The sequence below is a fragment of the Sedimentibacter acidaminivorans genome (assembly GCF_017873955.1).
Lineage (GTDB): Bacteria > Bacillota > Clostridia > Tissierellales > Sedimentibacteraceae > Sedimentibacter > Sedimentibacter acidaminivorans.
Genome location: NZ_JAGGKS010000010.1, coordinates 39971 through 53263 on the forward strand (window position 1 = coordinate 39971; position 13293 = coordinate 53263).

At 31.7% G+C, this 13293-nt stretch carries 13 protein-coding genes and 1 other annotated feature; of the genes, 11 read left to right on the forward strand and 2 right to left on the reverse strand.

Annotation, left to right across the window (positions count from 1 at the left end):
• Window positions 1-91 precede the first annotated feature (91 nt).
• Window positions 92-271, forward strand: a complete 180-nt coding sequence (locus J2Z76_RS14710) for a hypothetical protein (protein ID WP_209512816.1) — start codon at window positions 92-94, stop codon at window positions 269-271.
• Window positions 272-786: 515 nt separating this feature from the next.
• Window positions 787-1788 carry a glycosyl hydrolase family 18 protein gene (locus tag J2Z76_RS14715; RefSeq protein ID WP_209512817.1) on the forward strand — a complete coding sequence of 334 codons (1002 nt, stop codon included), beginning with the start codon at window positions 787-789 and terminating at the stop codon, window positions 1786-1788.
• Between the two features lie 196 nt (window positions 1789-1984).
• Here the strand turns inward: J2Z76_RS14715 and J2Z76_RS14720 are convergent, their stop codons facing one another.
• On the reverse strand, window positions 1985-2632 hold the full coding sequence (locus J2Z76_RS14720; RefSeq protein ID WP_209512818.1) for a Crp/Fnr family transcriptional regulator: 648 nt from the start codon (window positions 2630-2632) through the stop codon (window positions 1985-1987).
• A 327-nt stretch (window positions 2633-2959) separates the two neighbouring features.
• On the opposite strand from J2Z76_RS14720, the gene J2Z76_RS14725 reads away from it, so the two are divergent.
• From J2Z76_RS14725 to J2Z76_RS14735, 3 genes are all read left to right on the forward strand, one after another.
• Complete coding sequence (locus tag J2Z76_RS14725; protein ID WP_209512819.1) at window positions 2960-3925, forward strand: thiamine pyrophosphate-dependent dehydrogenase E1 component subunit alpha; 966 nt, start codon at window positions 2960-2962, stop codon at window positions 3923-3925.
• A gap of 16 nt (window positions 3926-3941) precedes the next feature.
• Window positions 3942-4910, forward strand: coding sequence for an alpha-ketoacid dehydrogenase subunit beta (locus tag J2Z76_RS14730; RefSeq protein WP_209512820.1), 969 nt, complete (start codon window positions 3942-3944; stop codon window positions 4908-4910).
• Window positions 4911-4986: 76 nt separating this feature from the next.
• Window positions 4987-6228 (forward strand): dihydrolipoamide acetyltransferase family protein, encoded by a 1242-nt coding sequence (locus J2Z76_RS14735; RefSeq protein WP_209512821.1) that lies wholly within the window; start codon window positions 4987-4989, stop codon window positions 6226-6228.
• A gap of 99 nt (window positions 6229-6327) precedes the next feature.
• On the opposite strand, the gene J2Z76_RS14740 is transcribed toward J2Z76_RS14735, so the two are convergent.
• Window positions 6328-6900 (reverse strand): manganese efflux pump MntP, encoded by a 573-nt coding sequence (locus tag J2Z76_RS14740; RefSeq protein ID WP_209512822.1) that lies wholly within the window; start codon window positions 6898-6900, stop codon window positions 6328-6330.
• 169 nt (window positions 6901-7069) lie between these two features.
• Window positions 7070-7275, forward strand: a binding site (T-box leader).
• A 72-nt stretch (window positions 7276-7347) separates the two neighbouring features.
• Here J2Z76_RS14740 and leuS point away from each other — a divergent pair.
• The 6 genes from leuS to spoVG all read left to right on the forward strand — a co-directional run bounded on the left by leuS (window position 7348) and on the right by spoVG (window position 13252).
• Window positions 7348-9759, forward strand: a complete 2412-nt coding sequence (leuS, locus tag J2Z76_RS14745; RefSeq protein ID WP_209512823.1) for a leucine--tRNA ligase — start codon at window positions 7348-7350, stop codon at window positions 9757-9759.
• 32 nt (window positions 9760-9791) lie between these two features.
• Window positions 9792-10295, forward strand: coding sequence for a GAF domain-containing protein (locus tag J2Z76_RS14750; RefSeq protein WP_209512824.1), 504 nt, complete (start codon window positions 9792-9794; stop codon window positions 10293-10295).
• Between the two features lie 69 nt (window positions 10296-10364).
• Window positions 10365-11084, forward strand: coding sequence for a DUF4397 domain-containing protein (locus tag J2Z76_RS14755; RefSeq protein ID WP_209512825.1), 720 nt, complete (start codon window positions 10365-10367; stop codon window positions 11082-11084).
• Window positions 11085-11220: 136 nt separating this feature from the next.
• The gene (cuyB, locus tag J2Z76_RS14760; protein ID WP_209512826.1) at window positions 11221-11916 is read left to right on the forward strand and encodes a cysteate racemase; all 696 of its coding nucleotides are present in this window, start codon (window positions 11221-11223) and stop codon (window positions 11914-11916) included.
• A 111-nt stretch (window positions 11917-12027) separates the two neighbouring features.
• Window positions 12028-12849, forward strand: coding sequence for a pur operon repressor (purR, locus tag J2Z76_RS14765; protein WP_209512827.1), 822 nt, complete (start codon window positions 12028-12030; stop codon window positions 12847-12849).
• A 109-nt stretch (window positions 12850-12958) separates the two neighbouring features.
• Window positions 12959-13252 carry a septation regulator SpoVG gene (gene spoVG, locus J2Z76_RS14770; RefSeq protein ID WP_209512828.1) on the forward strand — a complete coding sequence of 98 codons (294 nt, stop codon included), beginning with the start codon at window positions 12959-12961 and terminating at the stop codon, window positions 13250-13252.
• Window positions 13253-13293 lie beyond the last annotated feature (41 nt).

Here is a 13293-nt window from a genome sequence, read left to right on the forward strand (position 1 = left end):
AATTTTTGTTTTGTAAAGTAAATTGCAACGCAAAATTTTACTGATGCGACGCAATATTCATATTTTACGAACTAAATATAGTGTTGACCTTATGAGTATATATCTTAAACCATTATCGGATAATGGCAGTCAAGATGAATATAATGTAGTAATTTTATGTCCGAACCATCATAGAATGATGCACTATGCTGATGTTAAAATATTTGAACGTGAAGAAAGTAAAAGAAAACTTATAGTTAATAATATTGAAAAATACATAATTTATAAATAAATACAGTTAAAAAGAAGGTACTTATTTTAACCCAAAAAGGAGACTTGTTAGATATAAAGTTTGGAGAAATCAAAGCGAAAAGAGTGATAGCATGTAAACCATTAAAAAGCAAGAAATTTAAGGATTAACAGAGGAATTTATAGGGTGTGCAGAGGTTAGAGGACTGTCGGAATGAACTATAAAGAGTTATAGGCATACAGAATAATATGAAAAGAGATAAAGGAATAAACAATACAGTAACATTGAACTCATATCTCAGGAATATCAGTCAAATCATTAAATATGGCATTAGTAAAAGGAATATGAATAAGTACTGCCGACTACGGGATACCTCCAAAAATTTAAATTGCGGTGTTTGCACTTGAAATTTTGGAGGTATTTTTATACAATTAAAAGAATTGTTATCAGTATTGTTGTTAACTAATTCTTTATAACCACTGTGCAGAACATTTATTAGTTTTATCACTTTATAAAAAATGTCACATATACTGTAACCAGGAGGTGAAGGTATATAAATGTTTAATATTAGAGCTTCACAATATGGTCCAATAATAGTAAATGGATATGCATATCCTTTTATTAACCAGTGGGTTTTTCAACAATGGACTAATAATTTAACTTATGCGTCATCTTTTAGTTATGGATTTACACAAAATGGTGATTTAATACCGTTATTTGATGAAAGTTTAATTTTAAATGCATACAGAAATGGCGTAGCTCCTTTAATGGTAATAACGCCTTTAGATGAAGAAGGAAAATTTAGCAATGAACTTGCAAGCATAGTTTTAAATAATGTTGCAGCAAGAAATAGATTAATAAATAATATTTATAATACTGTCTTAAGAAAAGATTATTATGGTGTGGATTTTGATTTTGAATTTCTATTTCCTGATGATGCTGATGAGTATGTTCTATTAGTATCACAGATGAGAGAAAGGCTTAATGAAATTGGAGCTGTAACATTGGTTGCGTTAGCACCTAAAACTTATACTGAGCAACCAGGACTTCTTTATGAGGGGCATGACTATAAAGGACTAGGAGAGGCAGCTGATTTAGCACTACTAATGACATATGAGTGGGGGTATACTTATGGACCTCCTATGGCTGTGGCACCTATAAACAACGTTAGAAAAGTCTTAGAATATGGCATAACTCAAATTCCACCTGAAAAAATTTTAATGGGTATACCGAATTATGGGTATGACTGGACTTTGCCTTATGTTCAAGGTCAATCTGTTGCAGAAAATCTTTCTATCCCTGAAGCAATTGCCAGAGCAGACGGTGTTGGAGCTCAAATTCAATACGATGAAATAGCTCAAACACCATTCTATGAGTATATTGATGCTCAAGGGCGTCAGCATGTTGTTTGGTTTGAAGATGAAAGAAGTTTGAGGGCTAAACTTGAACTTGTAAACGAATATGGTCTAGCTGGAGTTAGCTTTTGGACAGTTATGGATCCATTTCCTGCTGCTTCAGTGTTATTGAACCAAATGTTTAATGTGGTAAAAGTAATTTAATCTAAGTATTAAACCTCTCAACCTATATAAAGTGTTTAGAGGTTTACACTAAAAAAGCTGCTTTATATGATTTATAAAGCAGCTTTTAATCTACAGTCTGAAATTTCAATTGTTTATGAAATTGCTGTAATTTTGAGTATCGATAATACAATTGCAATTATGTTCGACAAAATATTACAATGCACTGTGATTTGTTTTAGTCTAAAAAATATCCAATTGAATTAAAGATATCAGCTAACCCTTCTTTATTTAGAACCTTGATTTCTTTATAATGTTGTGAAATCAAATTTTTCCCTACAAAAATGTTTAATAACCTAGTGACGGAGACTCTATTCATACCAGTTACTGATGCAATTTGTTCATGTGTATATTGAATTACACTTCCTTCACTAATACAGTTGGAATACAGAAAATAAGCCAATTTTTCATCATTCTTCAAAAATCGAGAACAGCATATATAATCAGATAACATTGTTACTTTTGTAATAAAAAAGCCCATAAGGTTTTGAAGTGATATTTTATTTTTCACGCATTTTTCTAACAAAATATTAGCATTAATTGAATAAAGAACCACATCTGTAAGAGAATCAACGTTAACTTTACGTATTAGGATATTTGCTATTGCTTCAATTCCGATTAGATGGTTTTCGCTGATGTAAAAAAGAGTTATTTCATTACCATATTTATTTAGGCAATATGCTCTGACACGACCCTTCGAAATAAAATATATTTTATTTACATCATCACCTTTTTGAAAGATTATTTCTTTTGGAGAGTATGTATGAGCATGTCCATATAATTTAAATATTTCAGCAACTTTTAATTCTATATTTTCTGTTTTCACAAAAATCACCCCTATAATTAAAGTCATAATATGTTAGAAAAAATCCAGTTAATATTTTTAAAATGTAACTAATGCTACATTTTATTTTGTCTTTGTGAATTATTATTATATCATAAAGCAAGCCAGATAACGGCTTGCATCACAACGATTCAATAAATACATCAAGACAAAGACTTATGTCTTTGTTTCATTAATTGTATTTATTATATCATAAAAACATAACGTTTGCATGTTTTTTCTAAGTTTCTAAAAAATTATTATGAATGTAAAATTATATGGTGTTTAAATTTTTTGCCTTTAAGAAAAATTATACAAGGAGGAATGTATATGGCTTATTCAAAGAATTTTTTAATTGATATTTATGAAGAATTAGTTGAATTAAGATTATTTGAGGAAAAATTGGTGGAGATTTATAATTTAGGAAAAGTTCCGGGACATATTCATAGTGGAGTAGGTGAAGAGGCTACGTATGTAGGAACCCTTGCAACAAGAAAAGATGGAGATTATTATAAGATTACTCATAGACCTGTTGGGGCTTCAGCTATTATAGGAGTGCCTTTAAATACAATATTCTCTGAAATTATGGGTAAAAGAGATGGTAATTCAGGTGGAAGAGGTGGAGTAAATCACGTATCTTTACTGAGTAAAGGAATGCTGGGCTTTTCTGGAACATTAGCCTGTGATATTGCAGTAGGCGTAGGCGCAGGATTAACAATCAAGAAAAAAGGTACAGACAATATAGTTTACGTGTATTACGGTGACGGAACATCAAGCAGAGGTCCTGTTCATGAAGCAATGAATCTTGCTGCTGTATGGCAACTTCCGGTTCTTTTTATATGTGAGAACAATCAGTTTGCGATTTCAACACATGCAACAGAAGGCATATCAGTAGAAAATCCTGGAGCTGATAGAGCTGCCGGATATGGTATGCCTTCAAAGATAGTTGATGGCACAGATGTTTTATCAGTTTATGAAGGAGCTAAAGAACTTACAGATTACATAAGAAGTGGAAAAGGACCTGCTATATTAGAAGCAAAATCATATCGATGGAGAGGTCATTTTGAAGGTGATCAGGCGCGATACCGTGATGCAGGGGTTACCGAGGAATGGAAGAGAAAAGATTGTGTTGAAAAGATGAAAAAATATATTTGCGAAAGCAAGGTTGCGACACAAGAAGAAATAAATGCAATATGTAAAAAAATAAATGACGATCTTGATAAAGCAATTAAATTTGCAGATGAAAGCCAGTCTATAACTGTGGAAGAAATATATGAATACATGTATGTTAAATAATTAGGAGGAGTAAAAGATGCTGGTAACATATGGACAAGCAATTGGCGATGCTATAAAAGAAGAAATGCGTAATGATGAAAATGTGATAATATTTGGCGAAGATGTTGCAGAAATGGGAAATATTTTTGGCATAACGAAAGGTGCGCTTGAAGAATTTGGACACGACAGGGTGAAAAATACTCCTATTTCAGAAACTGCTATAATCGGAAGTGCTATAGGTGCAGCGATTACAGGTCTTAGACCATGCGTTGAATTGATGTATTCAGATTTTGCACTGGTTGCTTTTAGTGAGCTGTTTCATTGTGTTGGTAAATGGAGATATATGCATGGACCTGAGTATAAACTTCCATTGGTAGTTAGAAGTGCTATGGGTTCATCATTTGGTGCTGGAGCTGAACATTCAAATTGTGTTGAAAGTTTGTTTATGCACGCTACGGGTCTTATAATTGTTAGCCCTTCAACAGCTTATGACGCAAAGGGACTTCTTAAAACTGCTATTCGCTCAGATGACCCGGTCCTTTTCTTTGAACATAAACAGCTATATCAGACAAAAGAAAATATTCCTGATGATGAGTATACAATACCTTTTGGTGTTGCCGATGTAAAAAGAGAAGGCAAAGATGTAACAATAATAGCTGTTGGACTGATGGTTAAAAAAGCTATTGAAGCGGCTTCTATACTTGAAGAAAAAGGAATAAGTATTGAGATTATAGATCCAAGAACACTTGTACCTTTTGATAAAGAGACTGTTTTTGAATCTATAAGAAAAACACATAGGGTAGTTGTAGTTGAGGAAAGTAATAAGACTGCAGGTATAGGAGCTGAATTGGCAGCGATGATTCAGGAGTCAATGTATGATGAACTTGACGGACCTGTCTTAAGGGTTGCAGCGCTAGATGTTCCGCTGCCATATAATATTGCACTTGAATTGCATTGTGTGCCAGATGCGCAGAAAATTGTGACTGCCGTAGAAGCTTTGTTTTAAATGATGTTAAAGCTTAAATCATTAATTCAATAAAGGAGGAGTGCTAGCACTTTTACGTTGTTAGCAATAAGAATATATGAGTGTTGAATTGGTAATGCCTAGAGCAGGTTTAACTATGGTCGAGGGTACAGTAATGATGTGGAAAGTTGAAGAGGGATCTGAAGTTAAAAAGGGAGATTCGATTCTTGAGATAGAAAATGAGAAAACTATGATTGATTTTGAGTGTACTGCAGATGGATTCATACATATTGTTGCAGAACCAGGAGAAGTTGTCGCTGTTGGTAGAAGAATAGGATTTGTGGCGGAAACTAAAGAAGAATACAATGAACTTTCAAAAAATAAAAAAGATTTTAATTCAACTACAGTTGAAGTATGTTCTAATGATGGTGAAATATCATCATCTAAACAAAAGTTTGAAATAAAAAAAGACAATGAAATTTATTCATCACATGTAACAAACAAAGGACATGTCAGAGCAACAGGTTTGGCTAAAAAAATGGCTATTTCAGCAGAAATTGATATTAAAAAAGTTAATGGTACAGGACCTAATGGGCGCATTGTTGCAAAAGATATTGATGATTACATTAATAGCATGGCAATAGTAAATGATACAAATAATGAAAAATATTTAAAACCTGAAGTTATACCTTTGACCGGTATAAGACGTTCTATTGCTAAAAATATGTATGAAAGCCTTCAAAATATGGCACAGTCATCAGCTGCAGTTGAGGTTGATGTTACAAAGCTAATGGAAATGAAAAAAATATTTACGGATAAAATTAATATAATTGGATGTAAAGTTACTATGAATGACATTCTTGCAATGGCTACAGTTAAGGTATTAAAAAAACATCCCCTTACTAATTCTACTTTTGACGGTACAAATATCACAACTTATCCTTATGTAAATTTATCGGTGGCTGTAGGCGCTGAAAATGGACTTATGGTACCTGTACTTAAATATGCAGATAAAATGACATTAACGCAAATAAGCACTAACTTAAAAGATCTTGTTGAAAGAGCAAAAGAAGGTAAACTTGTAAGTGACGAACAGTTGGGAGGAACATTTACAATCTCAAATGTAGGAGTATTTCCTATTGATATTGCAACACCTATTATTAACCCGCCACAGGTTGCCATTATGGGTTTTGGACGCTCTGTCAAAAAGATGGTCATTGTTAATGACGAGCCTTGCATAAGAACTATGATGAATATTTTTGTTACTTTTGATCATAGAGTATTAGACGGTCTTGAGGTAGGTAGAATTATGTATGATATGAAGGAATACCTTGAAAATCCAGAATTAATTATTGTTTAAGACTGATGTAGGTGCAATAGTTACAGTGACTGTAACGTTTATTTCAAATATAAAAGTTAATACATAATAATATCTCCACTATAATTCGTAGTGGAGATATTATAACAAAGTATGTTCTAAAAATATTTTAATCCCTATAATAATTAAAATAGAACCACCTAAGATTTCTGCTTTTTGTTTAAACATTTGCCCAAATCTCTTGCCTAGATATGAACCAGCTAGTGAACATATAAATGTTATGACTCCTATAGAAAGAGCTGCGTATAATATATTAACTTGCATAACTGCAAAGCTAATTCCAACTGCTAGGGCATCAATGCTGGTAGCAATTGATTGCACGAATAATGTTTTATAAGTAAGTGTTTTTATTGTTGTTAAGCAAGCTTCAGGATATTTAAGTTCCTTTAATGCTTCAACAATCATTTTACCACCAATTATACTTAATAAAATAAGTGCAATCCAATGATCTAAGAAAGAAATTAGGTCGCTGAATGTCTGTCCGACAATATATCCAATAACAGGCATAAATGCTTGAAAAAATCCAAAAGCAATGGCTGTATATATAATTTGTTTTCTGTGAATATTTGTAAAGCACATTCCATTAGAAATTGAAACAGCACAGGCATCCATAGATAAACCAATAGATGTGAAAAATAAAGTTATTGCTCCCATTAAATTACTCCAATATAAAAATTATAAATTTATTAAATCATTTTATTTATCCTGTCCATAATAGCATAATCTTATGCCATTATCAATGATTTTGTAAATTTTGCAACCTATGTATTTTTTTGTTGCATAACAAATATTATTCTGATATAATACACTAAAATAAGTTAATATGTATACAATGATTGGAAGTAGTAGGTTTTAGCATATTATAAGAGAGCTGTCGGGTGGTGCGAGATGGTATTTGTGAAAATTGAACTCATCTAGGAGTATTTGAGGCGAACAAAGTAGTTTCAAACGGCGTAAGTCGTTAACATAAAGAGTGAGGCGTGTAAATGCCTAATTTGGGTGGTACCGCGGAAAGCTTTCGCCCCATTATGGGAGAGGGCTTTTTTGTTTTGAAATAACTAAAATATTAAAGATATAAAAAAATTATTGGAGGAAAAATTTATGAAATCATACAATCCACTAGCTGTTGAAAAAAAATGGCAGGATATATGGGAAAAAAAAGAAACATTTAAGGCACTTAGCAATAGTGATAAGAAGAAATTTTATGCATTGGTAGAATTTCCATACCCTTCAGGTGTAGGATTACACGTTGGACATATTAGAGCGTATACATCTCTTGAAGTAATTTCAAGAAAAAGAAGATTGGAAGGATTTAATGTATTGTTTCCAATAGGTTGGGATGCATTTGGTTTACCTACTGAGAATTATGCAATGCAGACAGGAAAACACCCAAGAAAAGTAACAGATGACAATATTAAAGTATTTACATCTCAGTTAAAAGCTGCTGGGTATTCTTTTGATTGGTCTAGAACTGTAGATACTACTAATCCTAATTATTTCAAGTGGACTCAGTGGATTTTTTTACAAATGTTTAAGCACGGTTTAGCATTTAAAGATAAATCATACGTCAATTTCTGTAATAAGTGTAAGGTAGTACTTGCTAATGAGGAGTCACAGGACGGAGTATGTGATAGATGTGGAGATGAGGTAGTACAGCTTGAAAAAGATGTATGGTTCTTAAAAATAAGAGAATATGCTGATAAATTGTTAGATGGATTAGATGAAGTTAATTTCTTACCTAGAATCAGAACTGAACAAGAAAATTGGATAGGTCGTTCATATGGTGCAGAAGTTGACTTTAAGTTAAAAGATACTAGTGATTTCTTAAGAGTATTTACTACAAGACCTGATACTCTTTATGGAGTTACATTTATGGTTATAGCACCAGAACATCCATATTTAGAAAAATATGCTTCTCAAATAGAAAATTTAGAAGAAATAAAAGAATATCAAGTACAATCTAAAAAGAAAACTGAATTTGAGAGAGTACAGCTTGCAAAAGATAAAACGGGCGTTGAAATAAAGGGATTATCTGCTGTTAATCCTGTTTCTGGAGAAACTGTGCCTGTTTGGGTTGCTGATTATGTAATGATGGGTTATGGAACAGGAGCAATCATGGCAGTTCCAGCACATGACACAAGAGACTGGGAATTTGCTAAGAAATTTAATATTCCTATCATTGAAGTTATAGAAGGTGGAGATGTACAAAACGAAGCTTTTACTGATGTAAATGATGGTGTAATGGTGAATTCTGGCTTCATAAACGGTATGAGAGTAAAAGAAGCTATTGATAAAATGATTGACTATTTACAAGAAAATAAAATAGGTGAAAGAAAAACAAATTATAAAATGAAGGACTGGGCATTTAACAGACAAAGATATTGGGGAGAGCCTATTCCAATAATCCACTGCGAAAAATGTGGTATGGTTCCTGTTCCAGAAGAAGATCTACCTGTTACATTGCCAGTAGTTGATAATTATAAACCAACAGAAACTGGAGAATCACCACTAGCAAATATTCCAGAATGGGTTAATGTAAAATGCCCTGTATGTGGAGAGGATGCAAAAAGAGAAACTGATACAATGCCACAATGGGCGGGTTCTTCTTGGTATTTTTTAAGATACATGGATCCAAATAATCATGATGCAATTGCATCCAAGGAAAACTTTGATTATTGGGGACCAATCGACTGGTACAATGGTGGAATGGAACATGTTACTAGACATTTAATTTATTCTAGATTCTGGCATAGATTCCTTTATGATATAGGAGTAGTACCTTTTAAAGAGCCATATGCAAAAAGAACAGCACAAGGTTTAGTTCTTGGTGGAGATGGAGAAAAAATGTCTAAATCAAGAGGTAATGTTGTAAATCCTAATGATATTATAAATGAGTTTGGTGCAGATACCTTAAGAACATATACAATGTTTATAGGTGATTATGAAAAATATGCTATATGGTCAGATTCAAGCGTTAAAGGATGTAAAAGATTTTTAGACAGAGTATGGAAGCTACAAGAATTTTTGACTGATGAAAAAGGATATTCAAAGCAACATACTTCATTGATGCATAAAACAATTAAAAAGGTTAGCGAAGATTTTGAAGCTATGAAGTTTAACACTGCTATTGCAACTATGATGAGTGCTGTTAATGATTTCAATAATGATAAATTTATTACTAGAGATGAATTAAAATCATTTATAACATTGCTAAATCCAGTTGCACCGCATATAACTGAAGAAATATGGGAAATTCAAGGATTTGGTGGAATGCTTAATAAAGCAGGATGGCCAACATGGGACGAAGAGAAAACTGTTGATGATGTAATAGAACTTCCAGTTCAAATAAGTGGTAAAGTTAGAGGAAAAATTTCAGTATCCAAAGATGCTGATGTAGAAGCTGCAAAGAAAGCAGCCATGGAAGATGAAAATATATATAAATACATTGCAGGTAAAACGGTAGTTAAGGAAATTTATGTACCTGGAAAAATATTCAATATAGTTGTTAAATAATTTTGTTCAAATACTCAAATATGGGGGAACTTATGAAAGCTATAAAAAAAATTAATTTTGAAACTAAAGATAAATTCTACAATTATTTGAATTTGAAACTTACAGGATTGATATGTGAAGAGAAGGATTGGTTAGCAAATCTTTCTAATGCTTCTGCACTTTTGTGGTTACTTTTGGATAAAATTAATTGGGCAGGCTTTTATCTATATAAAAATGAAGAATTAGTTTTAGGACCTTTTCAAGGAAAACCAGCTTGCACACATATTGAAATAGGAAAAGGAGTTTGTGGAACATCCATTGAAACTAAAACAACTCAATTAGTAATGAATGTTCATGACTTTCCAGGTCACATAGCATGTGACAGCGAATCTAATTCGGAAATAGTTGTGCCCATTATAAAAGGTAATAAAATTATAGGTGTTCTTGATATAGACAGTCCGATAATCAATAGGTTCGACAATGAAGATAAAAAATATTTAGAAAAATTTGTAGATTTATTGATTAAATATATAGAATTCCCTGATGAATTTATATAAATAATTTGGCTACAGAACATTTCATATTTAAATTCATATACTATTATCATAATGAAATGGGGTGAATTTATGTATGATGCAAGATATCTGAATAATAATCATTATCAGATATACGATAATTTTGGATTTTCAAATAGTCAAAGTATGAATAACAATAGTGAATGTCGTTGTGTAAAATCTTATTTTAGAATTTTAAATGCTATATCTGGAGCACCTGCTTTAGATGTTTATGTAAATGAAATGCTGATAGCATCAAATTTGAAACATGGAGATTTTTCTCGATATATGCAGTTTATGCCTGGAAATTATATTGTGAGTGCAGTTCCTTCCGGTGGAAAAGAAGCTGCAATTTTTGAAACAAACATAACTATTGATAGAAATTTAGCTTATACGGGAGTGTTATCAGGTGAAATGTTAGACATACCTAATTTAAGTATACACATGATACCCGAACATAAAGAACCTTACAATATGAATAACATGGCAGCAGTGAAAATAATTCATGTAGGTTTGGATGCTCCTCCAATAGATTTAATTACAGATGATGGAACTATTTTGTTTTCTGGAGTTAAATATGGAGAAACTACCGAAAATATAGCATTGCCTTCAGGGCGGTACATACTGCATCTAAAAGAAACAAATTCAGATAAAAATATATTAACAATACCTACTATTGATTTTGCACCTAAAATGTACTATACGGTATTTGTCATTGGTAAATATGGTGAGTCACCTAGAATAATAATGTTAGTGCCAGAAGATGGTCTGAATTATTTAGAATTATGTTAAATGTATAAAATACAAAAAGGGCAGGCTTAAGTAAGCTTGTTCTTTTTATTTGAAATAATTGGATAAATTAGTTTGTTTGTAATATATTTTATGATATAATTTATAATAGGTAATTAAAAAAATTTTGAGGTGTAAAATGAAAACTATAGGAATTCTTGGAGGTATGGGACCTCTTGCAACAGCCCATTTGTTTGAAAGAATTGTATTAAACACAAATGCAGAAAAAGATCAAGATCATATACATGTTTTGATTGACAGCAATACTAATATTCCAGATAGAACAAAAGCAATATTGAATGGTGTAGAAGATCCATTAAAAGAAATGGTTATTTCAGCAAAACATTTAGAATCTTGTGGTGCTGATTTTTTAATAATGCCTTGTAATACTGCTCATTTTTTTATTGATAAAATATTATCTAATATTAGTATACCGATGATTAATATGGTTGATGAAACAGTAAATTACACATATGACAAATACGGTAAAGATGCAATTGTTGGTATATTAGCCACAGATGGAACTATTAAATCAAAAATATATGAAAACTCTTTTTCGAAAAGAGGAATAAAGACCATAGTGCCAAATAAAACACAGACAAAAGTTATGAGTTTTATATATGATGTAATTAAGAGCTCGAAAATTGAAGTAGGTCCTAGTCTTTTATTGGAAGCAGCTGAGGAACTTAAAGAAATGGGTGCAACATCTATTTTGTTAGGGTGTACAGAATTATCATCGGCTGACTTTATCTTTAAGTTTAAAGGGAATTTTATTAATCCTATAGAAGTACTTGCTCATAAATCAATAATATTTGCAGGTGGACAAGTGAAATAAATTTTATTATTGTGTGAAAGAGTTGTTTAAAGCAATTTAAATAAATAATATTTGTAAATGACGAACTTATGTTATATAATTTATATAAAACGTACGTAATGAGGAGTAACTGTGAATAAATACAAAAGAAATCAAAGAATTGGAGCGTTAATGAAAATTTTCGCTGAAAAGCCGAATTACATTTTCTCATATAATTACTTTTGCGAAATGTTTAATGCTGCTAAATCAACTATAAGTGAAGATATTGCAATAGTTAAAGAATTGGTCGAAGAGATTGAATGTGGTAAAATAGAAACTATGGCAGGTGCGTCAGGAGGGGCAGTCTTTATACCTCTTTTAGGCAAAAAAGAAAAAGAAGACATATTGAAAGGCCTTTGCGACTTGTTTTCTCAAAAAAACAGAATTATTGCAGGAAGATTTATTTATATGACAGATCTATTTAATGATCCAAATGTTGTTTCTAATATTGCTAAAATAATTGCATCGGAATTTAGTGGTGTAAAAATAGATTACGTAGTAACAGTTGAAACGAAGGGTATTCCTGTAGCTATATTGACTGCTCAGAAGTTAAATGTACCAGTTGCAGTTATAAGAAGAAATAATAAAGTTACAGAGGGAGCTACTGTTAGTATAAATTATGTTTCTGGTTCATCAAACAATATTCAAACTATGTCTCTATCTCGTAGGTCTTTAAAAGAAAACTGTAAGGTTTTATTAGTGGATGATTTCATGAAGGGTGGAGGAACTGCAAAGGGTATGGCTGATATGATGAGAGAATTTAATGCACAAGTTGTAGGAACAGCAGTTGTTATTGAAACAAAGGAACCAGAAAAGAAACTTGTAGATAATTATTTATCCTTAATGGTCCTAAATAGATTTAATGATAAGGATGAAACTATTGAAATTGAGCCAAATTTGAAATTGTTAAAATAAATTCATAAAATAATTGCAAAAAATGAAAATGTTTTTTTGCAATTATTTGGTAGATGTAGTATAATACATTTAATTGGACATAATTTTTTCGGGGGAAGGTGGTGACAACATGCAGATAACGGACGTAAGGGTCAGGAAAATAAACACAGAAGGCAAGATGAAGGCAATCGTTTCGGTAACTTTTGAGGATTGTTTTGTAGTACATGATATAAAAATCATTGAAGGACAAAATGGTCTATTCATAGCTATGCCTAGTAGAAAAATGCCTGATGGAGAATTTAAGGATATTGCTCACCCAATCAATTCTGATACTAGGAATCTTGTTGCAGAAGCAGTATTCAAGGCTTATGAAGAAAAACTTACAGAGGAAAATGAATTAGAAGAACAAGCTGTGCCACTGTAACGAACAACTGTTATTAAATATTAACAGTTTCAGGGTCTTAT